This is a genomic window from Ephemeroptericola cinctiostellae, assembly GCF_003339525.1.
GTDB classification, from domain to species: Bacteria; Pseudomonadota; Gammaproteobacteria; order Burkholderiales; family Burkholderiaceae; genus Hydromonas; species Hydromonas cinctiostellae.
The window spans coordinates 1068110-1093802 of sequence record NZ_CP031124.1; the positions used below are offsets into that span (position 1 = coordinate 1068110).

24 protein-coding genes and 4 tRNA genes are annotated in these 25693 nt (G+C 46.8%); 18 read left to right on the forward strand and 10 right to left on the reverse strand.

Annotated features, from left to right (window positions below):
• The first annotated feature begins 355 nt into the window (after positions 1-355).
• The 6 genes from pheT (at position 356) to DTO96_RS04985 (ending at position 7425) form a co-directional block, all read left to right on the forward strand.
• On the forward strand, positions 356-2773 hold the full coding sequence (pheT, locus tag DTO96_RS04960; RefSeq protein WP_114562484.1) for a phenylalanine--tRNA ligase subunit beta: 2418 nt from the start codon (positions 356-358) through the stop codon (positions 2771-2773).
• Positions 2774-3062: 289 nt separating this feature from the next.
• Positions 3063-3401, forward strand: a complete 339-nt coding sequence (locus DTO96_RS04965) for an integration host factor subunit alpha (RefSeq protein ID WP_114563928.1) — start codon at positions 3063-3065, stop codon at positions 3399-3401.
• A gap of 38 nt (positions 3402-3439) precedes the next feature.
• Positions 3440-3955: a MerR family transcriptional regulator gene (locus DTO96_RS04970; RefSeq protein WP_114563929.1), complete on the forward strand. Its 516-nt coding sequence runs from the start codon at positions 3440-3442 to the stop codon at positions 3953-3955.
• 143 nt (positions 3956-4098) lie between these two features.
• Positions 4099-4770 (forward strand): HAD family hydrolase, encoded by a 672-nt coding sequence (locus DTO96_RS04975; RefSeq protein ID WP_114562485.1) that lies wholly within the window; start codon positions 4099-4101, stop codon positions 4768-4770.
• Positions 4767-6761, forward strand: a complete 1995-nt coding sequence (locus tag DTO96_RS04980) for an ATP-binding protein (protein WP_114562486.1) — start codon at positions 4767-4769, stop codon at positions 6759-6761. Before DTO96_RS04975 ends, DTO96_RS04980 begins: the two co-directional genes overlap by 4 nt.
• A gap of 55 nt (positions 6762-6816) precedes the next feature.
• On the forward strand, positions 6817-7425 hold the full coding sequence (locus DTO96_RS04985) for a response regulator transcription factor (protein ID WP_114562487.1): 609 nt from the start codon (positions 6817-6819) through the stop codon (positions 7423-7425).
• Positions 7426-7594: 169 nt separating this feature from the next.
• Here the strand turns inward: DTO96_RS04985 and DTO96_RS04990 are convergent, their stop codons facing one another.
• Complete coding sequence (locus DTO96_RS04990; RefSeq protein WP_114562488.1) at positions 7595-8443, reverse strand: ZIP family metal transporter; 849 nt, start codon at positions 8441-8443, stop codon at positions 7595-7597.
• Positions 8444-8825: 382 nt separating this feature from the next.
• Between DTO96_RS04990 and DTO96_RS04995 the strand changes: the two genes are divergently transcribed.
• From DTO96_RS04995 to DTO96_RS05005, 3 genes are all read left to right on the forward strand, one after another.
• Complete coding sequence (locus DTO96_RS04995; RefSeq protein ID WP_114562489.1) at positions 8826-9575, forward strand: electron transfer flavoprotein subunit beta/FixA family protein; 750 nt, start codon at positions 8826-8828, stop codon at positions 9573-9575.
• Positions 9576-9691: 116 nt separating this feature from the next.
• Positions 9692-10621, forward strand: coding sequence for an electron transfer flavoprotein subunit alpha/FixB family protein (locus tag DTO96_RS05000; protein ID WP_114563930.1), 930 nt, complete (start codon positions 9692-9694; stop codon positions 10619-10621).
• 145 nt (positions 10622-10766) lie between these two features.
• Entirely contained in the window at positions 10767-12548 is a 1782-nt protein-coding gene (locus DTO96_RS05005) for an acyl-CoA dehydrogenase C-terminal domain-containing protein (RefSeq protein ID WP_114562490.1), read from the forward strand.
• An 80-nt stretch (positions 12549-12628) separates the two neighbouring features.
• On the opposite strand, the gene argH is transcribed toward DTO96_RS05005, so the two are convergent.
• Positions 12629-14053, reverse strand: coding sequence for an argininosuccinate lyase (gene argH, locus DTO96_RS05010; protein WP_114562491.1), 1425 nt, complete (start codon positions 14051-14053; stop codon positions 12629-12631).
• 373 nt (positions 14054-14426) lie between these two features.
• Here argH and DTO96_RS05015 point away from each other — a divergent pair, with 373 nt between their 5' ends.
• The 6 genes from DTO96_RS05015 (at position 14427) to DTO96_RS05040 (ending at position 16872) form a co-directional block, all read left to right on the forward strand.
• On the forward strand, positions 14427-14699 hold the full coding sequence (locus DTO96_RS05015) for an HU family DNA-binding protein (protein ID WP_114562492.1): 273 nt from the start codon (positions 14427-14429) through the stop codon (positions 14697-14699).
• A 20-nt stretch (positions 14700-14719) separates the two neighbouring features.
• Positions 14720-14795, forward strand: a tRNA-Val gene (locus tag DTO96_RS05020).
• Between the two features lie 18 nt (positions 14796-14813).
• Positions 14814-14890: transfer RNA gene (locus DTO96_RS05025), tRNA-Asp, on the forward strand.
• Positions 14891-14958: 68 nt separating this feature from the next.
• A tRNA-Val gene (locus tag DTO96_RS05030) sits at positions 14959-15034 on the forward strand.
• Positions 15035-15063: 29 nt separating this feature from the next.
• Positions 15064-15140: transfer RNA gene (locus DTO96_RS05035), tRNA-Asp, on the forward strand.
• Positions 15141-15300: 160 nt separating this feature from the next.
• A complete protein-coding gene (locus DTO96_RS05040; RefSeq protein ID WP_114562493.1) occupies positions 15301-16872 on the forward strand; it encodes a peptidylprolyl isomerase in 1572 nt (523 codons plus the stop codon).
• On the opposite strand, the gene DTO96_RS12655 is transcribed toward DTO96_RS05040, so the two are convergent.
• Positions 16816-17148 carry a hypothetical protein gene (locus tag DTO96_RS12655; RefSeq protein WP_157964327.1) on the reverse strand — a complete coding sequence of 111 codons (333 nt, stop codon included), beginning with the start codon at positions 17146-17148 and terminating at the stop codon, positions 16816-16818. The genes DTO96_RS05040 and DTO96_RS12655 overlap by 57 nt on opposite strands.
• A 168-nt stretch (positions 17149-17316) precedes the next feature.
• Here DTO96_RS12655 and DTO96_RS05045 point away from each other — a divergent pair, with 168 nt between their 5' ends.
• Together DTO96_RS05045 and DTO96_RS05050 are read left to right on the forward strand one after the other, a co-directional pair.
• Positions 17317-18918 carry an ABC-F family ATPase gene (locus DTO96_RS05045; protein ID WP_114562494.1) on the forward strand — a complete coding sequence of 534 codons (1602 nt, stop codon included), beginning with the start codon at positions 17317-17319 and terminating at the stop codon, positions 18916-18918.
• 36 nt (positions 18919-18954) lie between these two features.
• On the forward strand, positions 18955-19860 hold the full coding sequence (locus DTO96_RS05050; RefSeq protein ID WP_114562495.1) for an LD-carboxypeptidase: 906 nt from the start codon (positions 18955-18957) through the stop codon (positions 19858-19860).
• A gap of 64 nt (positions 19861-19924) precedes the next feature.
• Here the strand turns inward: DTO96_RS05050 and DTO96_RS05055 are convergent, their stop codons facing one another.
• The 5 genes from DTO96_RS05055 to DTO96_RS05075 all read right to left on the reverse strand — a co-directional run bounded on the left by DTO96_RS05055 (position 19925) and on the right by DTO96_RS05075 (position 22898).
• The gene (locus DTO96_RS05055) at positions 19925-20452 is read right to left on the reverse strand and encodes a lytic transglycosylase domain-containing protein (protein WP_157964328.1); all 528 of its coding nucleotides are present in this window, start codon (positions 20450-20452) and stop codon (positions 19925-19927) included.
• Positions 20453-20602: 150 nt separating this feature from the next.
• Positions 20603-20758 carry a 50S ribosomal protein L33 gene (rpmG, locus tag DTO96_RS05060; protein WP_114562497.1) on the reverse strand — a complete coding sequence of 52 codons (156 nt, stop codon included), beginning with the start codon at positions 20756-20758 and terminating at the stop codon, positions 20603-20605.
• An 11-nt stretch (positions 20759-20769) separates the two neighbouring features.
• On the reverse strand, positions 20770-21003 hold the full coding sequence (gene rpmB, locus DTO96_RS05065) for a 50S ribosomal protein L28 (protein ID WP_114562498.1): 234 nt from the start codon (positions 21001-21003) through the stop codon (positions 20770-20772).
• Positions 21004-21272: 269 nt separating this feature from the next.
• Positions 21273-21506, reverse strand: coding sequence for a glutaredoxin family protein (locus DTO96_RS05070; protein WP_114562499.1), 234 nt, complete (start codon positions 21504-21506; stop codon positions 21273-21275).
• A gap of 30 nt (positions 21507-21536) precedes the next feature.
• Positions 21537-22898 (reverse strand): trypsin-like peptidase domain-containing protein, encoded by a 1362-nt coding sequence (locus DTO96_RS05075; protein ID WP_114562500.1) that lies wholly within the window; start codon positions 22896-22898, stop codon positions 21537-21539.
• Positions 22899-23057: 159 nt separating this feature from the next.
• Here DTO96_RS05075 and DTO96_RS05080 point away from each other — a divergent pair, with 159 nt between their 5' ends.
• Complete coding sequence (locus DTO96_RS05080) at positions 23058-24416, forward strand: tetratricopeptide repeat protein (protein ID WP_114562501.1); 1359 nt, start codon at positions 23058-23060, stop codon at positions 24414-24416.
• A gap of 68 nt (positions 24417-24484) precedes the next feature.
• Here DTO96_RS05080 and DTO96_RS05085 read toward each other — a convergent pair whose 3' ends face one another.
• Both DTO96_RS05085 and DTO96_RS05090 read right to left on the reverse strand, forming a co-directional pair.
• On the reverse strand, positions 24485-24811 hold the full coding sequence (locus DTO96_RS05085) for a GlpM family protein (RefSeq protein ID WP_114562502.1): 327 nt from the start codon (positions 24809-24811) through the stop codon (positions 24485-24487).
• A gap of 36 nt (positions 24812-24847) precedes the next feature.
• Positions 24848-25654 (reverse strand): endonuclease/exonuclease/phosphatase family protein, encoded by an 807-nt coding sequence (locus DTO96_RS05090; RefSeq protein ID WP_225972566.1) that lies wholly within the window; start codon positions 25652-25654, stop codon positions 24848-24850.
• Positions 25655-25693 lie beyond the last annotated feature (39 nt).

Consider the following 25693-nt stretch of genomic DNA (forward strand, 5'->3'; position numbering starts at 1 on the left):
CACTGGTGGTTCAACTCCACTGAAAATTCTATGCTTGACCCTTTTTGTTATTGTATTCGGTTGTTTTAAAAGCTATTTGCAATCAAACATAACTGAGTGCGACTGTCACTCAAGAAAGAAAAAAGGTATCAACATGAACAATATTAATCGTCGTGGTTTTAAATTTAAGTTGTTGTTAACAGCAATTTTTGATTCTTTACATGGGGTAAGTATTGGAATTTGGCTCGGTGCAGTGCTGCCCTAAGCAGATGCTAGATATAACCAATTCGTATGCGATTAGTAGGTCGCTGAGATTCGGCACGTCTAAGATTTTCAAGACGTTTTATAACGTCCATTTTATAAATTTGAGAGAAACATGCAATTTTCAGAACAATGGTTACGCACTTGGGTGAACCCAAGCATCACGACAGAGCAACTCGCCGACACGCTGACGATGGGTGGTTTGGAGGTGGAAGAATGCCATCCTGCCGCGCCTGCTTTTAGTGGCGTGGTGGTGGGGCAGATTGTGTCGATGGAGAAGCATCCCGATGCAGATAAGCTCAATGTATGTCAGGTGGATGCTGGCACGGGCGAGTTATTGCAAATCGTGTGTGGTGCGCCGAATGCTGCGGTGGGGATTAAGATTCCTGCGGCTCTGATTGGCGCTGAGTTGCCGAATGATTTTAAGATTAAAGCGGCGAAGTTGCGCGGTATGGCGTCGAGCGGTATGTTGTGTTCGGCACGTGAGTTGGGCATCAATGATGAAGCCTCGGGTTTGATGGAGTTGCCTGCGGACGCGCCTGTCGGTGCGAGCATTCGTGACTATTTGAATTTGGACGATCACGTGTTCACCATTAAACTCACGCCCAACCGTGCGGATTGTTTGAGTATTCGCGGTGTGGCGCGTGATGTGGCGGCGATGACGGGTGCGTCTTTGCAGCCGTTTACAGCATCTGCGGTGGCGGCAACGATTGCGGATGAATTGCCGATTCGCATTGATGCGCCTGCTGTGTGTGGTCGTTTTACGGGGCGCGTGATGACTCATGTCAATGCGGCTGCGCCGACACCGTTGTGGATGGTGCAGCGTTTGGCGCGCGCGGGCGTGCGACCGATTTCGGCTTTGGTCGACATCACCAATTATGTGATGCTGCATTTGGGACAACCGATGCATGTGTATGATTTGGATGCAATTCAAGGCACACTGCATGTGCGTATGGCGCAGGCGGGTGAAAAAATTGAGTTGCTCAATGATCAAACATACGAGATGCAAGACGACGTGCTGGTGATTGCCGATGATTCAGGTGCAATTGGTATGGCGGGTGTCATGGGGGGAAATTCAACCAAGGCGGAGTTGCATACGCAAAACATTTTCTTGGAAGCCGCATTTTTTGCGCCTGAGGTGATTCAAGGTAAATCACGCCGCTTCCGTTTCAGTTCTGATGCGTCACACCGTTTTGAACGCGGGGTTGATTTCATGGGACAAGTGGAGGCCTTGGAGTTTGCCACTCGCTTAGTGCTTGATGTTTGTGGCGGTCAAATCGGGGCTGTGTCTGAAGTGGTGGGTCAATTGCCGCAGCGCGAACAGTTGAACATGCGCGTGGCGCGTGCGCAAAAAGTCATTGGTGTGGCGATTCCAGCGGATGACATGGCGCAGTATTTAGGCCGTTTGCAGCTGGATGTGAGCCGTCGCATGGATGATCAACAAGGTGAAATCCTCAGCGTGACGGCACCCAGTTATCGTTTTGACATGGCGATTGAAGAGGATTTGATCGAGGAAGTGGTGCGTTTGTTTGGTTACAGTAACATCCCACTCAAACCGCCTGTGGCGACCCAAACCATGTTGCATGTTCCAGAGTCTGAGCGTCAAGCCGATGCGATTCGTGATGCTTTGGTTGCTTTGGATTACCAAGAAGTGATTAACTTTAGTTTCGTTGATGAGGCGGTGGAGCGTGATTTTGCGGGTGCAAATGTGCGACCGATTAAATTATTGAACCCAATCGCTTCATCGCTTGCCGTGATGCGCACGCAGCTGGTTGGTTCTTTGGTTGGGAATTTAAAAACCAATCTTGCACGCAGTGCCAATCGGGTGCGCGTCTTTGAGTTTGCCAAAGTGTTTCATCGCGATGCGACCGTTCCGGCCTCAGAAAATACAGTACCCAACATTGCCCAACCTTTGATGCTGGCCGGTTTGGCCTATGGTTCTGCCGTACCAGAACAATGGGCGGGTGCGGATGTTGATGTTGACTTCTATGATGTCAAAGGCGACATTGAACGTCTTTTTGCACCACAAACAGTGCGTTTCGAAGCTTTTGCACATGTGGCCGCACACCCAGGGCGTTGCGCGCAGTTACTGGTGGACGGGCGACCTGTGGGCTGGTTGGGACAAATGCACCCCCGTTTACAACAAGCATATGATCTGCCCAAGGCGCCGATGTTATTTGAAATGGAGGCCGAAGCGGTGTTTGCCCGTCGTGTGCCTGTGGCCACAGATGTCTCAAAACTGCCCATGGTGACCCGTGATTTGGCTTTAATTGTGGCACGTGAGGTCAGTGCACAGCACATTTTTGATGCTTTTGTAAAATTTATTGCCTTAGAACCAACGGCTTACATTATTCGTGATGTACAATTGTTTGACGTTTATCAGGGTGAGCATGTGGCTGCCACCGAAAAGAGCATGGCCTATCGTATCAATTTGCAAGACATGAGCGCCACTTTGCAGGATGCACAGATTGATGCTTTGATGCAAGCGGCGCTTGCGCATTTGCATTCTGAAGTGGGCGCACGATTGAGATAATTGAATCCATGTTGTCATGGAAAAGTGAAATTTGCTTTCCAATGGTTGATATGGTGTTTTTTGTCTGAGAACCCAGACAAAACACAGAGTAAGATCAAATGTGTGGCACAGCATGTAAATAACACACGGTGCCACACGAAAAAATATCTGGATGACTCGAACTGATTCGATGTGTCCTGGTGTTTTTTATTTTGACTGCATTGAATAATAATACCCGCACATCGGCGAGGAAAAAAATATGGATATGAACATTGAAGAGGACGTGATTAAAGCGACCCTAAATGACTTGATGATTGACAATGGTGGCTCATTCACCTTAACCAAAGCAGAACTGGCTGAATTGTTATTTGCCCAAGTCGGACTGAATAAACGCGAAGCCAAAGAAATGGTAGAGGCATTTTTTGAAGAAATCCGCAATTCATTGGAAGAAGGTGAATTGGTTAAATTATCAGGTTTTGGCAATTTTTCGGTGCGTGATAAAGCATCGCGTCCAGGACGAAACCCAAAAACAGGTGAAATGGTACCGATTGCGGCTCGCCGTGTCGTGACCTTTCATGCCAGTCAGAAATTTAAAAATGCTGTCGAAGGCATTGTTGACGCCCAACCTTCGGTCAGCTTGACCGCGTGAGCAAGAGGTAGCATATGACGCAACCGCAAGGCTATGTCTTGACCCAAGACTTGCCCGCCATTCCAGCAAAGCGCTATTTTACAATTGGTGAAGTCAGCCAGTTGTGTGGTGTGCGCTCGTATGTGTTGCGCTATTGGGAGCAAGAGTTTGACCAGCTGCGCCCAATGAAACGACGTGGCAACCGCCGTTATTACCAGCACCATGAGGTTGTTTTGGTGAGGAAAATTCGCCAGCTCTTATATGAGCAAGGCTATACCATTCAAGGCGCACGTCAGCAACTGGATGCAAAACATGTTGTAGTGGGTGTGGTGGATGAAGTGGAATCATTTCAATTGCTGGACAATGCGACTGAGTTGGACGTTCATGATGACAACAGTTTTGCATTTGAAGATGATGGGCCCGTTGAGTCAAATGTTGAATTGGAGTCGATTGTGCTTGCGCTGGAAGAAGCAAAAGCCAACCCTGTGCCTTCATCGAAAATATTTGGTTTAGATGCCGTCATCAATGAGTTAAAAGCCATTCGGGCTTTGCTCATAGGCAGTATTGATAAATAAGATAAAAAGCGCGCGAATAGCGTGCTTTTTTTATGATGTTAATTGAAAAAAATCAATATAAGTAAGTATCGATTGATATTAGAATGGCAGAATCCAATGTTTTGTTCTTAATATTAAAAAAACAGCCTTAGAAAAAAATATATATGCAAAATTTACCACAAACCCGTTTGATTGTCTTTGATTGGGATGGCACTCTTTTTGATTCCACCGGCGTGATTGCACACAGTTTGCAGAAAGCATGTGAAGCGCTGGGGTTGGCAGTACCAACGCTTCAGGAGGCGAAACATGTCATTGGCTTGGGCTTCAATGAGGCGATTGCGCAGCTTGTGGGGCCGCTCAATGCAGAGCAATCGGCTGCATTCATGACGGCTTATCGACGCAATTACTTTGCCGGAGAGTCGTTGGTGACATTGTATGATGGTATTTTGGAGTTGTTAAACGGTTTGCAATGGCAAGGCCGTTTAATGGCGGTGGCGACGGGGAAGTCGCGTGCGGGTTTAAATCGAGTGTTATTGGATGGTCATTTAAGGTCTTATTTTGATGCAACGCGAACGGCTGATGAGACGGCGTCGAAGCCCCATCCACAGATGCTGTTTGAGTTGCTTGATGAGCTGGACGTGCCGCCACATCAAGCGGTGATGGTGGGTGACACGACGTATGATATTGACATGGCGAATGCCGCAGGTATGGCTTCCGTTGCAGTTAAATATGGGGCGCATGATGAGAAGTTGCTGTTGGCATCTCGTCCGACGGTTGTGGTTCATGATGTGAACATGCTGGCTAAGGTGCTGGGTGTGCAGAAGGCGTTGTTATGAAATTATTTTTTAATAAGGAGAGGGGCTGGACAACGCTCATCATCGTGCTGTTGTTGTTACTGTTGTGGTCGGTCATCGCTCTGTTTCAACGCGTTTCTTCCAATGAAAAAGAGCAAAATGTCATCACGACGGCATCTGATTTGTATTGGTTTGATCAAGCGATCAATACCCGCCTGAATCATGCTCAATTGCAAGTGTGGGGACTTGCACGTGAGATTGACAACGGTTCATTGAGCATTGAAAATTTTAATAAGCGTTCGGAAAGCATTTTAAACGATGCGCCTGAGTTGACTAACATCATCTGGCTTGACGCAGATGGGCAGACCAAAGTGCGTGCGTCAAATGTACAGGCACAATTACCTAAAGAGCCGATCGCACGTGATTTGGCCGAACAAAATGCATTGCGACGTGCCGCTGAAACACATGAAACGGCCAGCACTGAACCGATTAAAATGACCAATGACAGTTATGAAGTGGCTTTGATTCAACCCTTTTATGATAACAAAAATCAAATCATGGGGTTTATTAAGGCACAGTATTCATTGACGCAATTGTTCAATGGCACCGTACCCGATTGGTTTTCTAAGAAATATTATTTGCACGCGTATTACACAGAAAACACCATTTATTCTACGGCGCAAGACGAGACGGTCACTTTTGACCCAAATTTACCGACCGCCGAGCGCAATATGTACATCAGCACAACACCGATTTTGATGCGAGCACAATTGTATCCTGATCGCCAGTTGTGGGTGTTGCGGGGCTTGTTTGCGGGTATGGTGCTGCTTTTATTGGCTTTGCTGGGGAGTTTGATTGCTTTGATTCGCGACATGCGCCGCCGTCGATTGACAGAAAAAGAGTTGAGAACCCAATACAATTTACGCCATGCAATTGAGAAATCCTTGACGGTTGGTATTCGAGCACACGCATTGGATGGGACAATGTTTTATGTTAATCCTGCATTTTGCGAAATGATTGGCTACGAAGAGGAGGAGATCATCAACATCCAACCGCCTTTGCCGTACATTCCAAAAGAAGAAACTGAAAAGATTTTATGGATTCGTGACACCTTGCTTGAGGATCCAGAAGCCATAACGGTGACGGACATTAAAATGCGCCGTAAATCGGGTGAGGTCATCGACACCATCATGCGCGGTGGGCCGCTGTACGATGAGAAGCAAAGCCAGATTGGCTGGATCACCTCGGTGGAGGACGTGACTGAACGCCGACGTTTGGAGCAGTTTCAAGCCGATGAGCAAAAGCGTCTAGAGGCCGTCAATCATTTGATTAATATGGGTGAAATGGCTTCCGTCATCGCCCACGAGTTGAACCAGCCATTGTCTGCTATTTTGGGTTATACCACAGGTTTGTCCAACTACATTAAAAAGGACACAGGTTCATTGAGCGGTGAAAAATTGATAGATGTGACTGAAAAAATTCGTCGTCAGGCCGATCGTGCTGCCAATGTGACGCGACGAGTGCAACAATTTGTACAGCAAAAATCAATTGCACCTGTGGCCATTGATGTTTCTAACTGGATTAGCCAAACCATAGAATTTATGGAGTTGGAGTTTAAAAAACAGGGTGGACGGGTGATTAATCACGTTGAGCCAAAGGAGGTCAGCCCCGTCCTAATTGACATCACCATGTTGCAACAAATTTTAATCAATTTGTTGCGCAATGCCCTTGAAGCGATGGTTGAATACGGAAGTTCGCCAAGAGAGGTACATATTTATGCTGAAAACTACTCGCTGCACCATGTTTTGATTCAAGTGATAGACAATGGTCCGGGGATTTCAGTTGATAAGGTGGAGACGATATTTAATCCTTTTTACACAACAAAAACGCATGGCGTTGGTATAGGTCTTAATATTTGTCGTACAATGATGGAGTCGAACGGAGGTCGACTGTGGGCTAGGGCAGATTTAAAAGGTGGGGTGTTTTATTTAACCCTCCCGATTGCAGCGGAAGGCATTCCTTTAGCTGACTAATTTCTGCACTTAAAACATTGAAATCACTGCACTTAGAAAAAAAAGCGAGAAAAAAATGCAAGTTTATATCATCGATGATGAAGAAGTTTTACGAGACTCCCTGTCTTGGTTATTGGAGTCGCGGGACTTAAGTTGTAAAACTTTTGCCTCGGGAGAATTGTTTTTAGCGGCTTTGCCTGTGTTGCCGCGCAATACCCCGAGCTGTATCATTTTGGACATCCGTATGGAGCCGCTCATGTCAGGCATCGAGCTGTTTCATCAATTGGCTGATGTCCGTCAAGATTGGCCGATCATCTTTTTATCAGGACATGGTGACATCAGTTTGGCCGTGAATGCGGTCAAACAAGGGGCTTTTGATTTCCTTGAAAAGCCTTTTGCCGACAATCAATTGGTAGATCGTGTTTTTGAGGCTTTGGCATTGAGTCGTCAACGCGTGGTCATTTCGGTACAATCCAATGCCATTCGCCAACGTTTGGAAACCATCAGTCCCCGCGAGCAATCCGTGATGGAGTGCATTTTAAACGGCCGTTCAAGTCGAGAAGCTGCCGAGGAACTGGACATGGCGGTGCGCACGGTTGAAGTGCATCGTGCCAGCTTATTTAAAAAAATGGGCGTTAAAGGTGCTGTTGAATTGATTAATTTGTTACAGGTGTTGGAAGTTTAATTGGATTTGGACAGGCATTTTGCAGTGAAATTTGTAAAATAATCAAATGTTTTATTTTATGGTCGCAAAAAGGTTTACTTCGCGATGAACTGTAATTGTTTGGTTTGATATTTTTAAAGTGCCTCATTTAAAAAAGCCCCAGAGCGTTGATGTCTCTGGGGCTTTTGATTTACATGGGTGCTGTATTTGAATGTACATCCATGTGGGCGTCTTCATGTGCATGATGATGCTCATCGCCCTGCATCGTGAACCAAACGATGGCCACACCAACGAACAGCATGGCGATCTGTATTAAGCCTTCACGCACACCTTTAAAAATGCTCATTTGCGGAATCAAATCGGCCACAGAAATGTACAAGAAAGAGCTTGCAGACACAACCAAAACGTAAGGAATCCATGCTTCTAAGTCAGATAAAATGAAATACCCCAGCAGCCCACCTAGCACGGCCATTAAGCCCGATGATAATGTGTAAACCAATGCGCGTTGACGGTTAAATCCTGTATTAATGAGCACAATAAAATCGCCCAATTTATGCATCACCTCATGCAATGCCACGGCCAGTGCGGTCGCCCAGCCCAGCTTGATGTCGGTTAAAAATGCCGCCGCAACCAATAAACCATCGGTTAAATTATGAATCCCACTGCCCACTAAAATCATCCAACCGCCATGACCTGCAGAATCCTCATCGAAACCGTGGTGGTGGTCATGCCCATCGTGCTCATTGTGGTGGTTGTGGCGAAACAAAGCCAAGCGTTCGAGCAGGAAAAAGCCAAGGATGCCCATCAGCAAAAACTTGAATATATCGGTTGCATCTAAGCCTTGCGCCATCATGCCTTCTTGTGCTTCTGGCAGCAGGTGCAAGAGGGCCATGGACAGCAAGGTCCCCGCAGCAAGGCTGATTAAATGTTGCAATACTTTTCGTTGAAGCCATACACCTGCGGCCGCGGCCAGTGACATGCTTAACACGGTTGCGACCAAGTTTGCCGCAATAATTTGCAGCAATAAAAATAAAGACATGCTTCTTTTCCTTTCAGCGAAAAGATGTTTAATTTTTCTTAATTGTTTTTTAGACGAAAAATTTTAGTGTAAGTTTAGTCAATTACCATGATTGGCATGAAACAAATGGCTTTTCAATCAACTCATTCATTTATCATGATAACAGGCCTGTCAAGCCCTTTTGTTTGGAATTATTGCATAAATGAGTTGATAAAAAAGAACGACTGTGCTATTTTGTCAACTGGATGGATTAATATTAAATGCGGGAGTCCAATCATGCCCAAAATACAAGTGATGGCGTATAATTGTGACATCATGGATGGGGCGCATGATTCAGTCGGTGCGGCTTATTTTGTTTGAAAAATGGATTTGAACTCTCAACTTATCATTGGAGACACACAGTATGAAAATTTTGGTAGCCGTAAAGCGAGTGGTCGATTACAACGTTAAAGTGCGTGTGAACGCCGATCAAACGGATGTGGACATTGCCAGTGCAAAAATGTCGATGAATCCCTTCGATGAAATCGCAGTTGAAGAGGCTGTTCGTCTTAAAGAAGCTGGCATCGCTACTGAAATCGTTGTTGTCTCTGCGGGCGTTGCCCAATGCCAAGAAACACTGCGCAGTGCGATGGCACTCGGCGCAGATCGCGCGATTTTGATTGAAACAACAGAGCTCTTGCAACCCTTGGCTGTCGCCAAATTACTGGCTGCAGTGGTTAAAAATGAGCAGCCTGGTTTGGTCATTTTAGGCAAACAAGCGATTGACGATGATGCCAATCAAACAGGTCAGATGGTGTCGGCTTTAACTGACTTACCTCAAGCGACATTTGCTTCGAAAGTGGTGATTGCGGACGGTAAAGCCACGGTGACGCGCGAAGTTGATGGTGGTTTAGAAACATTGAACATGGATTTGCCCGCCATTTTGACGACTGATTTGCGTTTGAACGAACCACGTTATGCCACGTTGCCAAACATCATGAAAGCAAAGAAAAAGCCGCTGGATGTCACGACCCCAGAAGCTTTGGGTGTTGATGTGACCCCTCATTTGAAAACTTTGAAAGTCACCGAGCCACCCGTGCGCAGCGCAGGCATCATTGTGCCTGATGTGGCGACATTGATTGAGAAGCTGCGCAACGAAGCCAAAGTGATTTAAATTTAAAAAATAAGGGCCTTGATGCCGCATTTGCTTACAATTGGCAAATGGGTTTCAAGGGCAGCAGACAATCGACCAAACCACGGCCTATTGAAGGCATTTTTGGAGCACAATTCATGACCATTTTAATCATTGCCGAACACGACAACGGCAGCTTACGTAAATCAACTTTAAACACCGTCGCTGCGGCGCAACAGATTGGTGGCGACATTCATGTGGCTGTGATGGGTTCAGGCGTTGCGGATGTGGCTCAACAAGCAGCAGCTGTTGCTGGCGTGAGCAAAGTCTTGACGTTTGACGATGCCGCTTTGGCTCAAGCCACCAGTGAAGCCATTGCTGCACAGATCCTCAGCGTGGCAGCTGCATACAGCCACATCTTGGCACCTGCCACTTCCATGGGTAAAAGCACATTGCCACGTGTCGCGGCGCGATTGGATGTGGCACAAGTGTCCGACATCGTCAAAGTGGAGTCGGCAGACACGTTTGTCCGCCCAATTTATGCAGGCAGCCTGTTGGCGACCGTCCAGTCAATGGATGCTGTTAAAGTCATCACTGTGCGCACGACGGGCTTTGATGCCGCCGCAGCAACAGGCGGTTCTGCGACAATTGAACCACAAACCGTTCAGGCCGTTGCTCACAGCGCACGTTTTGTTTCAAGTGAGATGGCGAAGTCGGATCGCCCAGAGTTGACGGCGGCTTCGATTGTTGTTTCAGGCGGACGTGGCTTGGGCTCAGCTGAGAATTTTCACATCCTCGAAACATTGGCTGATAAACTGGGTGCGGCTTTAGGCGCATCACGCGCAGCCGTGGATGCGGGGTATGTGGCCAATGATTTACAAGTCGGTCAAACGGGTAAAATCGTTGCACCGCAGTTGTACATTGCTGTGGGCATTTCAGGTGCGATTCAGCATCAAGCGGGCATGAAAGATTCAAAGGTCATTGTGGCCATCAACAAAAACCCAGATGAACCCATTTTTCAAATTGCGGATTATGGCATCGTAGGTGATTTGTTTGAAGTGGTGCCTCAATTGACCGCCGCACTTTAAATACAGAACCCAGTCTGATTGAGCAGGCTGGGTTTTTTATGCGTATAAAAAAGCACAATCGTTCTGTTTGTTTGAGCGTTGATTGTGTGTTGGATATGGTGCGACATACGATTCGTTGCCAAATGATTTTAATTCGGAGAAAAAAATGCCTTACATTGTTCCTCAAAAAGACATGCTGTTCACTTTGGAGCATGTGGCCAACTTGAGTCAAGTGTTTGCAGAGCTCAACATTGATTTGGATGCAGAAACTGTTGCAGGTGTGTTGGATGAAGCAGCGAAGCTGAATCAAGACATCGTCGCGCCAACCAACCGTACTGGTGATTTGCAGCCTTCTTATTTGAAAGACGGTAAAGTCATCACCAGCCCTGGTTTTAAAGAGGCGTTTCAGGCTTATACACAAGGTGGTTGGCAGGGGTTATCGCATCCAGAAGAGGTGGGTGGACAAGGCTTACCTAAACTGCTGGCAACCGCGTGTTCAGAGATGCTTAATTCATCCAATTTGTCTTTCGCATTATGTACTTTATTGACCGATGGCGCGATTGAGGCTTTGCTGACGGCGGGCTCGGATGAGATGAAGCAGCAATACATCCCACGCATGATTTCTGGTGAATGGACGGGTAGTATGAACTTGACCGAGCCACAAGCTGGCTCGGACCTTGCACTGGTGCGCAGTCGCGCTGAGCCACAAGCCGATGGCAGCTACAAAGTGTTTGGTACAAAAATTTTCATCACTTACGGTGACCATGACTTGGCTGATAACATCGTGCATTTGGTGTTGGCTCGCACGCCGACGGCCCCCGAAGGTATTAAAGGCATTTCATTGTTTGTCGTACCGAAAATATTGGTCAATGCCGATGGTTCATTGGGTGCGCCAAACGACGTGGCGTGCTTGTCACTGGAGCATAAATTGGGCATCAAAGCCAGCCCAACAGCCGTTCTGCAGTTTGGTGATCACGGCGGTGCAACGGGTTATTTGGTGGGCGAGGAAAACCGTGGGCTGGAGTACATGTTCATCATGATGAACGCAGCGCGCTTTTCAGTGGGTATTCAAGGCTTGGCGGTGATGGAGACTGCGTATCAAATGGCGCGTGACTATGCCGCAGAACGCTTGCAAAGCCGCCCTGTGGATGGCAGCGCGCGCGAAGCTGTGGCCATCATTCATCACCCCGATGTGAAGCGCATGTTGTTGACCATGAAGGCCACGATTGAAGGGTGCCGTGCCATGTCGTATTACACGGCGGGTTTGTCCGACATTGCGCACCACCATGCGGATGCCGCCACCCGTGAAGCAGCACTTGCACAGTATGAGTTTATGGTGCCTTTGGTGAAAGGTTTCAATACCGAGCAATCGGTTGACATCACCAGCGTGGGTGTTCAGATCCATGGTGGCATGGGTTTCATCGAGGAAACGGGTGCTGCGCAATTTCACCGTGACTCACGCATTTTGCCGATTTATGAAGGCACAACGGCGATTCAAGCGAATGATTTGATTGGGCGAAAAACATTGCGCGATGGAGGGGCGGTGGCATTGGCTTTTGCGGATCAAATTGACGCGACCGCAGCGGAATTGGCGGGACATGATGCGCTGAAATCGATGGTGCAACCTTTGTCAGACGCCAATCATGCGTATCGCAATGTGGTGGCGCACGTGTTGGCACACACAAAAACCAATCCAAACAATGTGTTTGCGGGTTCAGTGCTTTACTTGAAATTGGCAGGCATGTTGATGGCGGGGTGGCACAGCGCGCGGGCTGCATTGGCGGCGCAATCGCTGTTGTCGAGCGGCACGGATGTGGCATTTTTGCAAGGAAAAATAGGCACGGCTCAATTTTACATGCAGCACGTGTTGCCGCAAACAGGTGCACTGGCGAAAGCAATCCTCGATGGTGGCGAAGCCGTGGCAGGGTTCGATGTGGCTTTGTTTTAATGTGTTTGACTGTAAGTGCATGCTGTTTCAATAAAAAGCGCCAGACTCATGTTCTGGCGCTTTTTATTGAAAATGACGGCTTATCCGTTGTTTCTCAAGCGAGCAATGGCTGCACGCACTTGGTTGGGTGCGGTGCCACCAATGTGATCGCGAGCTGCCACGCTGCCTTCTAAGGTCAAGCAATGGCCGACATCAGCGCCAATCAAAGCCTGCTGCTCAGTGGTTAAATCTGTTGCTGCGCGCAACTCTTCCAAGTTTAGATCGGCCAAGTCACATTTTTTTTGAGTGCAGATTTTAACCGCATGCGCCACCGCTTCATGTGCATCGCGGAAAGGCAAACCTTTTTTGACCAAGTAGTCGGCCAAATCGGTGGCTGTCGAAAAACCTTGTAAAGCCGCTGCGCGCATGTTTTCAGGTTTAACGATGATGCCCTGAACCATTTCTGTGAAAATAATTAAAGTTTCCAAAACGGTGTCGGCAGCATCAAATAAAGGTTCTTTATCCTCTTGGTTGTCCTTGTTGTAGGCCAATGGTTGACCTTTCATTAACGTCAACAAACTCATCAAATCCCCATAAACTCGACCTGTTTTGCCTCGTGCCAGTTCTGGTACGTCGGGATTTTTTTTCTGTGGCATGATCGATGAGCCTGTGCAAAAACGATCTGCAAGATCGATGAAGCCGACACGTGGGCTCATCCAATTGACCAATTCCTCAGAAAAACGCGACACGTGCATCATCACCAAGGAGGCCGCAGCACAAAACTCAATCGCAAAATCCCGATCAGACACAGCATCCAAAGAGTTTTCGCATACCCCTTCAAAGCCCAGTTGCGCAGCAACAAATTCACGGTCAATGGGGTATGTTGTGCCCGCTAAAGCAGCAGCACCAAGAGGTAAACGATTGACGCGACGACGACAATCGCTCATGCGCTCGAAATCACGTGCAAACATATTGACGTAAGCCAACAAATGGTGACCAAAAGTGATCGGCTGAGCGACTTGTAAATGCGTAAAACCCGGCAAAATGGTATCAGCCTCACGCTCGGCAACGGTCAATAAACCATTTTGCAATCCACGCAAAGCTGCGCAAATGTCATCAATTTGTGCGCGCAGCCACAAACGAATGTCGGTGGCCACTTGATCATTGCGTGAGCGACCCGTGTGCAAACGCTTGCCAGCCGCACCGACCAAAGCCGTCAGGCGTGCTTCTATGTTCAAATGCACGTCTTCAAGATCAAGCTGCCAGTCGAATTCACCAGCATCAACTTCTGATTTAATTTGTGCCATACCGCGTTGTATGTCGGCAAGGTCTTGTGCACCGATAATGCCTTGTTGAGCGAGCATGCTGGCATGCGCCAAAGAACCTTCAATGTCAAATAAAGCCAAACGTTTATCAAAGTTGACTGAGGCGGTATAGCGTTTAACCAATTCGCTCATGGGCTCAGAAAAAAGGGCAGACCAGCCGCTGGTTTTGTTGTGCAGTTGAGAATTTGAAGCGTCGCTCATGTTTGTCCTAAAAAAGAAAAGTCAATTCAAATGAATCTTCTATTTTAAAGCAAAGGCTGTTGGGAGTGGGATAAACTGTAAAGCAATTCCATTGTGTTCAATTAATGTGTATAATGCCACTTGTTGTCTTGCAATGAATTAACAAGGGTTTTGCATGTAAAAACCAGTTCTATCAAGGGCTTAAGCGATAAAGTCCGCTGCAAGCCGCACCAGATCGTCATTTTAAGAAAATTTTTTTGAAAAAATGTCTTGACGGGGAAGTTAAAAGCATGGTTTAATTCGCCTCGTTGTGAATGAAACGAGCGTTCTTGTCAGTCTGAGGCTTTGTTGATTTTCAAGGACTTTACAAATGATTGCTGGTGGAGAATAAGATATGAATAAGTCAGAATTGGTAGATTTTATCGCAGCAGAAGCAGAAGTTTCTAAAGCAGCAGCAGGCCGTGCATTGGATGCAGTGACTACGGCAGTGAAAAAAACCTTGAAAAAAGGTGATTCAGTTACCTTGGTTGGTTTCGGTACTTTTTCAGTTGGTAAGCGTGCAGCACGTGTTGGTCGTAACCCACAAACTGGCGCAGAAATTAAAATTAAGGCAGCTAAAGTGCCTAAATTCAAACCTGGTAAAGGTTTGAAAGATGCAGTAAATTAAAAGTTTTATTTTTTAAGATTGGGTGTTTAGCTCAGTTGGTAGAGCGGCGCCCTTACAAGGCGTAGGTCGGGAGTTCGAGCCTCTCAACACCCACCAGTCTTAAAAAAGCAGTTTGGAGTGGTAGTTCAGTTGGTTAGAATACCGGCCTGTCACGCCGGGGGTCGCGGGTTCGAGCCCCGTCCGCTCCGCCAAAAAATAGAACATGATTTTCGTGTTCGTTTCCATGTGATATTGGAATGTGATAAGCAAGTGAAAATGCGGGTGTTTAGCTCAGTTGGTAGAGCGGCGCCCTTACAAGGCGTAGGTCGGGAGTTCGAGCCTCTCAACACCCACCACGCATTTTTATGAGCAAGAAGTATATGTTGGAGTGGTAGTTCAGTTGGTTAGAATACCGGCCTGTCACGCCGGGGGTCGCGGGTTCGAGCCCCGTCCGCTCCGCCAGTTAAGAAAAAAGGTGAACTTTGGTTCACCTTTTTTTGTGCTTGTTGTGTCTAATCTATGCTGGCTGAGTGCGGGGGTGGCTTAGTTGGCTGAACAGCGATATAATGATGAACTTTTATTGAGCCGTGTGCGCGGCGGCAGCTCGGATTAAGGGAATGACATGTTTAATTTTGTGCATAAACACAAGCAAATAATTCAACTGATTTTAGCGGTGATGTTTATTCCGTTTATGTTTTCAGGCGTATCAAATTTGACGACCATGGATTTTAATGGGGATGTGGTTGCGAAAATAGGCAAGCAAAGCATCACCAAGGCGGTGTTTGAGCAAAACTTTAATCAATACAAAGATAAAGTGCGTGCTCAAATGGGCGATAAATTCAGCGAAGCAGATTTTGATACCTTTGAGCAAAGAACCGCTTTTCTTAATGAAATGGTCGATGAGTACACAGTGTCTGAGGCTGTACAATCTGAGCATTTGACGGTCAGTGATGCGCAGTTGGTCAGCGCACTGCTTAAAGACCCCATCGTGAGTCGTGATGCACAAGGCAATATTGACCGTGCCAAATACGAAGCCTTGCTGAAACAGAATCATTTAACGGAGGCGCAATATGAAAGCAGTGTACGCAATCGTTTGTCAACGGGTTTGATTGAGCAAGTTTCGGGTTCTGGTTTTAATTTACAGCCTTTACAGCAGGCTGCCATTGGTGATGTGTTGACACAAGTGCGTTTGGTTGAGATCAAGCCAATTGACTTGACCCCGTATATGGCAAAAATCACAGTGGGCTCAGATAAAGTTGATGCCTATTATCAATCACATGCTGCTCAGTTTACAAAAACTGAGTCTTTTGATGTTGATTACGTGGTGATTCCTGTGTTACCTGCAAATTATGTGCCCAATGATGTGGATATCAAATCGGCTTTTGGTGGCACACCAACGGCAGAAGAAATCAATAAAGTTAAGAAAGACCCTGCTTTAATTAAAGATGTATTGGCAAAAACCGCATTGGCTAAAATGGAGGCTGTGGCCAAGGACATCGATGCGACCAGTGCCAAAGCGCCACAAGATTTGGCTGCGATTGCATCTCGGTTTGGCGGTAAAATTGAATCTGCAAAAAATGTCACACGCACGGGTGATGATGCTTTACCTGAGTTGTTGAAATCAGCCGATGTTCGCTTGGCTTTGATCACAGGTACACAAGTGGTGGGTAAAGCCATCAGCTCTCCTGTCAAGTTAAATGACACAAGCTTGATCGTCGGTCGCGTGAGTAAACAAACACCTGCAGGTTTATTGCCTTTGGCCGATGTTCAGGCTGAAATCGAAAAAACGTTGAAACAAGAGTCTGTCGTGGCTCAAGCCCGTGGGGATGCACAAAAGCAAATAGCCTCCATGGCGGCCAGCACCTCGATTGGCACACCCGTTGCGGTTGGCCCTTTGTTGAATAGCAATTTAAACCGCAGTACAGTGGCTCAAGTATTGGCTTTGGGGGCAAAGGATGTGCCCAAGTTATTGGTCAGTGATGATGCAAGTAGCGTCAGTATTGTGCGTGTGATTGGTGAAGATCCGAGCAAGCCAGCGTCAGATAAGTTTGTGGGTCTGAAACCTGCGCTACAACAATGGGGTGGGATTTCAGGGGCGTTGCAGCAGCGTGCTTATTTAAATGTATTGCGTGAGCGTTTAGGCGTTAAACTGTACCCAGAGCATTTGGGCGGGACTGAAAAGAGTAAAGCCTAATTTGTAAAGCACGCTGAATATTTCGCGTGCTTTTATGTTTTCGATTTTGATTTTGCTGGTGTGCAATGTTATAGCAAAAGCCATCACTTCCCTGATTGTTTGAGGTGTGGGTTTGTGTTTTTTCATCGGTTTTATGCAGATTTGATGTTTTGCTTCACAAGGATGCTGATCTGCACTGAAATTTTGCTGGTTTTTCTGTTCAAAATCTATAATCTTAATGCAGTCACGAGGCAGGGTTGCTTTGTGATTAACCATAGAAAATGTGAGCAAATCCATTTTCTTTAATGAGTTGATTTATGTGGCTGAGTTCAAAGCAGCTCGATCACAATCAATTGCTTTTGTCTGATTTCTGTTGGCAAGTCTGACAGAAATGCTAACATTTAAGCACGGATAAAGGGATTTTTACTTTTCCGTCTTTTCTGTACTATTTATTTGGAGTTTCCCGTGTTATCAGCAGCGAATATCACCATGCAGTTTGGCGCCAAGCCTTTATTTGAAAATATCAATGTTAAGTTTGGTGAAGGCAATCGTTATGGCCTCATCGGGGCGAATGGTTGCGGTAAGTCAACATTCATGAAAATTTTAGGTGGTGATTTGGATCCATCTGCAGGTTCTGTTGTGATTGAGCCCAATGTGCGTTTGGGTAAGTTGCGTCAAGATCAATTTGCATACGAGGATTTACGCGTATTGGATGTGGTTTTGATGGGGCACACGGCCATGTGGGAGGCCATGTCTGAGCGCGATGCCATTTATGCCAATATGGAAGCGACAGAGGACGATTACATGCGCGCCGCCGAGTTGGAGGGGGTGTTTGCGCAATACGATGGTTATACGTCTGAGGCTCGTGCCAGTGAATTGCTGCTGGGTGTGGGGCTGCCGATTGAGTTGCATCAAGGTTTGATGTCCGCTGTTGCCCCTGGTTTGAAAGTACGTGTGTTGTTGGCGCAGGCTTTATTTTCTAATCCCGATGTGTTGCTGTTGGATGAGCCGACCAATAACCTGGACATCGATACGATTCGTTGGCTTGAACACGCGTTGGATGAAAAAGATTGCACAATGATCATCATTTCACATGATCGCCACTTTTTGAATGGTGTGTGCACCCACATGGCGGACATGGATTTTGGTACTTTAACCGTCTATTCGGGCAATTACGACGATTACATGCTGGCGTCTGCCGAAGCGCGCGCTCGCCAAATGGCCAGTAACTCAAAGGCCAAAGAGCGTATGGCCGAATTGCAAGAGTTTGTGCAGCGTTTTGCAGCAAACAAGGCCAAGGCGCGTCAAGCCACTTCACGCCAGAAAATGATTCAAAAAATTAAAGCCGATACGGTTGAAATGAAACCATCATCGCGTCAAAACCCATTCATTCGCTTTGAGCAAAATAAAGTGTTGCATCGCTTGGCTTTGGAAGTTGAGACGGTCAGCAAAGCCTTTGATCATCCAATCATCACGAAGTTTTCCACGATGATTGATGCGGGCGACAAAGTTGCCATCATTGGTGGCAATGGTGTTGGTAAAACGACGTTATTACGTGTTCTGCAAGGTGATTTGGCGGCTGATTCGGGTGTTGTGAAATGGTCTGAGAATGCCGATGTGGGTTATATGGCGCAAGATGCAGCCGAACAATTTGACAGCGATGAGTTGGTGTTCGATTGGATGGGTAATTTCCGCCAGCAAGGCGATGACGATCAAGTCATTCGTGGCGTGTTGGGTAAATTATTGTTTTCTGGCGATGATGTGACCAAGTGTGTGCGCATTTTATCGGGTGGTGAAAAGCACCGCATGAGTTTTGGTCGATTGTTGTTGGGGCGACACAATGTGTTGATGCTTGATGAGCCAACCAACCATTTGGACATGGAGTCGATTGAGTCATTGCAGTTGGCGTTGGAAAAGTATGCGGGCACGGTGTTCATTGTCTCTCATGACCGTCAATTCATTGACAACGTGGCCACACGCATCATTGAGGTCAAGGGTGATGGTACTTTGGTTGACTTTAAAGGCGATTATGAATCGTATTTGGACAGCCAAGGCTTAAACGGTTGATTCTCCACCAGAGTAATGTCCTTTAAAGAGTAGATTATGCCCGTTCTTCAGATTATTGCACCATCAGGTTATCCTCAAGATCAAGATTCGGTTGCACGTGCAGTCGCCTATTTTGTTGAGCGTGGCTGGACCGTGCGTGGACAAGGCTCTGCTTTGCGACATTTTCAGCGCTTTGCAGGGGGGGATGCCGAACGTTTGGCTGAAATCAATGGTTTGGCGCGGTTTGGTGGTGGTCAAGAGAAAAAACCGGATTTGGTCATGGCGTTGCGTGGCGGCTATGGTGTGTCTCGATTTATGGACTTGATCGACTTTGATGCTTTGGCTCAAGCTGATTTGCGTTTCATGGGGCACAGTGATTTTACGGCTTTTTGCTTGGCTTACTATGCAAAGACAGGGCGTTCTTCTTATATTGGCCCAATGGCCTGTTTTGATTTTGGCCTTGAAGTGCCTTCTGTTTTTATGGAGGCGCATTTTTGGCAATTGCTCGCTCGTGGACATGATGTGGTGATTGTTGATGCCGCACAACCCCACCAATTTGAAGCTGAGGGCGTGTTGTGGGGAGGGAACTTGACGATGGTGAATCAATTGGTGGGAACGCCTTTTTTACCTGATGTCAAAGGCGGCCTTCTTTTTCTGGAAGACATCAATGAGCACCCTTATCGGATTGAGCGAAGCTTGTATCAATTGCGTGATGCGGGTATTCTTGAGCAGCAATCCGCCATCATCCTTGGCCAGTTCAATGGTTATAAGCTGTATGACAACGATCATGGTTATGATTTTGATGAAATGGTGATGCACATGCGCAGTCGCTGTGATGTGCCAATTTTGACAGATTTACCTTTTGGTCATGTGCGTGATAAAGTGACTTTACCCATTGGGCAGGTGGCTCAACTGAATGTTTTGGGCGATGCGGGTTATCGTTTAACGGTACACGCCATTTGACTGATTGACTGGAACTTATGTTCTGCGGGTTGAATGAATCGAAATCTGGCTGTGTGTGTCAATTCTAACGAAGATAATAAGTTGTTCGCAGCATTTTAATTCGTGCAATGTAGTTTTGTGTTTCCTCTGGCATTTTGATCAGGCGGAAACGGTCATAGGTGCTGCCATTGGTTTTTGGCTTGATGTAATTGTCAACATTGCCCATGCCCCAATTGTAGGCGGCCAAAGTTAATTCCACATTGTTATTGTAACGCTCATAAAGTTTGTTTAAATATTCAGAAGCTGCGCGTGCAGACTCTTCTGGGTGTGTGCGATCAGCCAAGCCCATGTCGCGTGCTGTTGGGCGCATGAATTGAAATAAACCTTGTGCACCTGCACGGCTTTGGGCATTTGGGTCGCCTGCCGACTCTTGGTGCATTACTGCGGAGAGCAGGCCACGTGGTAAACCATTGTCTTTTTCCAAGGCTTCTAGCTTTAGCTTCTTCCGCCATTCGTACACGCGTTCAGCCACTGCATCATCACCGGATTGATAACCCAGTTCTTTTAAGATAGGCCACAATGCAAATGCACAAGCCACGACCGCAATGGACATGATGAGCCACTGGATGCGTTTTTTTGGTGTTCTGTAAATCAGTTTGACCATTTGTGTGGTTTTTAGGTTTCTTTGTGAAAAAGCTAAAGCATAGCTTGAGGGCAATAAAAAAGCCACCAAAAGGTGGCTTTTCAACAAAAAAACATGGAATTATTTAATTTTAGTTTCTTTGTAAATGACATGCTTACGTGCCACTGGATCAAATTTTTTGATTTCCATTTTTTCAGGCATGTTGCGTTTGTTTTTGTCGGTCGTGTAGAAGTGACCTGTACCAGCTGTTGATTCGAGTTTGATTTTATCACGCATGATAGGGCTCCTTAGATTTCGCCACGGGCGCGCAAGTCAGATAAGACTGCGTCGATACCGTTTTTGTCGATGGTGCGTAAAGCTGCATTCGAAACGCGCAAACGCACGAAACGGTTTTCAGACTCTACCCAAAAACGGCGGTTTTGCAAGTTAGGCAAAAAACGACGTTTGGTTTTATTGTTTGCATGAGAAACATTGTTCCCAGACATCGGGCGTTTACCCGTTACTTGACATACGCGTGCCATGATGATTTCCTTATTTCAGCTAATTTCAAACCAAATGATTGTTGTTGATTCAAGCGTTTAAATCTTTGTTTTGTAATGGTTTTGCGCATAAAATCGAGCCAACACACAACAGGCCATAAGATTTCGCGCTAAACAAACAACAAAAATTTGAAAACTGTTTGTACCGAGACATTCGATTATAAAGTATTTTTGCTAAAAAAACAATGTGTTTGTCGGTCTGTATGCTATTTTCAGACGAAAATAGCATACAGAAAAGAGGATAAAAGGGCTTAGGGTTCTTGTAAAACCAATGGGTCAAGTCGTCCAAAACACAGCAATCGGCCTTGAATTGTGGTCAGTGCGGGTACCATTGAGTCATATTTTTCCTTTAATTCGGGATGTTCGTCAATGTCGATGATTTCAAATTGAAAGTCGAGGCGTGTTTGCCAAAGCCGTAAATCTTCGTGCATGTCGTGACAGAGGTGGCAGTTTTCTCGACTGTACAGTTGGTATTGTGTCTTCATCTGGGTGTTTTGAGTGGTTTTTTAATGGGCTCATTCGGCCACATTGATGCCAACAAATTGGCGAGCATTGTTGCGAACAACGTAGATGAATACGGTGTCACCAGCCGTTAGGTTCTTTGCTGCAACATTCAATTGTTCAACAGATTTGATGTCTTGTTGATTGATGTTGAGCACAAAGTCACCGACGGATAAGCCTGCGGCGACGGCGGGTTCTTGAATGGCGGTGATTTGTACGCCAGAGTTGGTGTTGGTGCTGGCTTTTTGGGCTGGGCTCATGGCGCGAACCTTGAGTCCTAATTTTTGCCAAATGAAGAAGTTGGCTTGATCAAAAGCATTTGTACTTTTTGGGATGATAAATTTGATCGGCTTTCGATCGCCATCGCGCAACACTGTGAGTGTGACCTCATCATCTTGTGAGAGAAAATCACGCAAGGCACTGAGGTCGGATACGTCGATGACCCGTTGTGATTCAATGCCGACAATGATGTCGTTCTTTTGGAGACCTGCTCGTCCTGCGATGGAGTTTGGTATGATCGATTTGACCCGTGCACCAGTGGCATCTGCAAGGCTGAGTTCGGTTTGCAATTTTTCATCGACATTGGTCGCTGAAAATCCCAATTGTTGCCAATTTTGAGGCAAATTTGCACTGAGGTCTTGGCTGTTAACCAATTTGCTGACCAATACGTGCCGGGTTAGACCCATTGGCGCTTTGAGCAAGTTGGAATTCATGGCCAACACTTCACCTTTGGTGTTGAGAAGCGGGCCACCTGTGTTGCTGGCGTTGATGTCCACATCAGTGACCAAGCCTTGAGATTTGTTGTTGGTTGGGTTGCTGATGACGACCCCTGAGGATATGCCGTTTTTATTGGCGCCGATGGCAAGTACCCATTCACCTTCGCTGACTGTTTCGGCAAGGGGTAGGGCAGGTAAGCTGCCACTGGCAACTTTTAAAATGGCCAAGTCTCTTTTGGATTCACTGCGCAGCAGGGTGGCTTTGAGTCGTCGTTTGTCGGACAGTTGCACGTAAATTTCGTTGGCGTCGATGACGGTGTGGTAGTTGGTGACGATGACACCATTCGGGGCGATGATGAAGCCACTGCCTTGGACTTTTTTCTTGATGACTGGTGCGGCAGTGGTTGAGCCAACAGGGGGCGTATCCGCGTCACTGAACATGCGTGAAAAGACTTGATACACGGGGTCTTGAGTGATCCCTTTGTATTGTTCGGGCACTTTGATTTTGACCCATTGAATGGCTTGCACGTTAACGATGCCTGCAGCACTGGTGTTGACGATTTGTGCAACATTGGGGGCTGCATAAGCCATCCCGATGAGACTGAGGTGTGACAATCCAAAAAACAGTTTAAAAAGGTGTGGTGCTACGGTTTTGGGCATGACCCGTCCTCGATGAAATTCATGGATTGATTTGAACTCATATTGTAGCAATTCTAAGCCTTGTCATGGCGTTGGATGCGTATTTGTCGTGGGTTTACGCCGTAAGGTGGTCGTTTTATGCTAAATTACCACATCGTTTATTTTGCCTTGAGGTTTTCCATGTTGAAGAATAACAGTTGCTCCTTTTCACGCCGTTGGTCTGGACTTGTCTTGTTTGTCGTTGGTTTTGGCTGCACGGGGGCGGCGCAAGCGAAACGTGTGAATCCAAATGCTTTGCCCAATCAACAGGTGCAATATGTTTTGACCGATCCCGTGTCGGATCTGCCTTTGGCAAATACCCCTTATGTGTTGATGACCCCCCATGGCAATAAAGAGGTGCCAATAAAGCCCATGTTGACTGATGACAAGGGGCGTACACGGGAGGTGAAAGAGGCTCAAAAGTATGATTTGACTGACCCTGCTGCGCCAGTCGTCTTGGTACAAGCCGAGGGCAATGGCTCGCAATTGTTACTGTTGAATCTGAATGATGCCAATCGTGATCCAACTGAGGCCGATGCTGGGGAGGTGGTACCAAGCCATGTGCCCAAGGCAGCACCGTATATGATTTGGAACAAGGACAGCAATCAGGCTTTGTGTGGTCGTGCCAATGCACAGGGTTTTACTCAAGCTTATTTTGTACCAGCCAATGGTGTTTGGAATGAGGGCAATTATATTCTGCATTTGAAAAATGGAGCTTCATGTGCGGACGCACGCGTGGCGATGGCGGAGCTGAATGACGACATGGATTCGGATGCTTTTGAGCGGGGTCATGCTTATGCGCGCGAACATTTTGTGTTGACGAACAAACAAGCAGATGGCTTTGTGTATGAACATGCCAGTGATTTGATCCGCAACCCATCGGCGGATATTGAGCATGGGGCCAATAAGCGGGCCCTTGAGCGTGCGATTGATTTGGCCAAAGGCAAGCGCGATGCCGCGCAGCTGAACATGTTGGGCTATGGTTTGGGTTTTGAGCGGCATGCATATAAACGCAGCTTACCGTTGCTCACAGAAGCGTTGAACATTGAACCAAACGATTGTTATTATTTGAATAGCAAGGGTTATGTGTTGATGCGTCAAGGGGATTTAAAAGCGTCACGTGAATTGTTGCAAGCATCCGATGTGGCCTGCCAAGCGGCTCGAATCCATGGTGGGACTGAGGTGCGAGATCAAGATCCCGCGTATCCGATTGCGGTCAACTATGCCCATTTGGCGGAAAACTATGGCTTGAGCGGCGATGTGTATATGGCCAATGAGTTTTTAAACCGAGCTTTGAAAGAGGGGGCCGTGCGTGCCAAGGATGAAATTTTTGAAGTGCTAAAAAACCTTGGTGAGAAAAAAATGGTCAGCGATGCCAACTTGCAATTGTTTGCATTGTATTTGAGTTATGTTGAGAAGACCGAGGCCAAAAATAAAACAGCTGTTGAAGGGGCAACGAAAAAAAATGGCAAGGCCGTTGTGAAGCCAAAGGGTCAATGATCTGTTGATGATGCGGTCATCATGGTGATCATTTAAATATAAAAAAACCGTTCGTCTGAACGGTTTTTTTATGTGCGGTAGTAAATCAAGATCGCTGCTGCGAAGCACCAGAAAATAGCGGCGAGTGTGAGTGCGGGCCACAAGGACATTTTATCAACCAAAAAGTAGGCCGCAATCAGATAGACCGCATAAGGCAGTAGCGCCCACAAACCGAATGCAATGGTGGCTTTGAGGTCTTCGCGGCTGCGTTCGACACCGACAATGTAATGGCTGATGAGTGCAAAACTTGGGAACAGTGGAACGAGGCCAGCAATTAAAAAATAACGGCTGCGCGACAGCAATGCAATGGCGATGACGATGGCTGCGCCCAGCGCCGCTTTGAGCAGTAAAGACATGAGAACACTTTCTTGTGTCAATGTGTGAAGGGTGGTTTACATCAATTGGGCGCAAATCGGTGCATGGTCTGAGCGGCTGCGCCAAATGGATCCGCTGTGTATTTTTGCTGATTGTACACTTAAACCTCGAACGTATAAACGATCGAGTTTGAACCATGGCATGAGGCTTGGAAATGTGCGACCCACTTCGGTTTCTTGTAGGTGTTCAACGGCATCTATGACTTTTAAATGTTGGGTTAAGGCGCGATGCACATGTAAATTCCAGTCGTTGAAGTCACCCGCAATGATCAATGTGGCATCGTGCGGCACATGTTTTTCAATGTGGGCGATGAGCGCTTGGGCTTGGCGATTGCGACCGCCTTTGAATAAGCCAAAATGAACGCAAACAACATGCAAGTCGCCGTGGCGAGGGTGGTCAATTTGGGCGTGCAATAAGCCCCGTTGCTCCAGTCGATGGTCGGACACATCGATATTTTGCCACGAGACGATGGGGTATTTCGACAAAATGGCATTGCCGTGATCGCCGTGTCGGTAAATGGCATTGGCGCCATAAACACAAAATGGATAGTGGTTGTCATGCAGGCTGGCGAGCTGAGATTGACCCCAAATGGCGTGGTTGATGGTGCGTTTGGTGTTGATTTCCTGCACTTCTTGCAAGCAAATGATGTCAGCGGCCAGTTCAGCCAAACCTGCTTTGAGCTGAACGATGCGGGAGCCTTGGGTCATTGAATGACCTTTGTGGATGTTGTATGTGGCGACGGTGAACATGGTGTGAATCCGAGGGGAGCTTGAAAATGTGTTGAGCTGCGGATGTCGTATGGCGGATCTATTGAGTGCGCCCATTTATAATTCATGGGTAGATCGTGAGCGCATATTGAATCA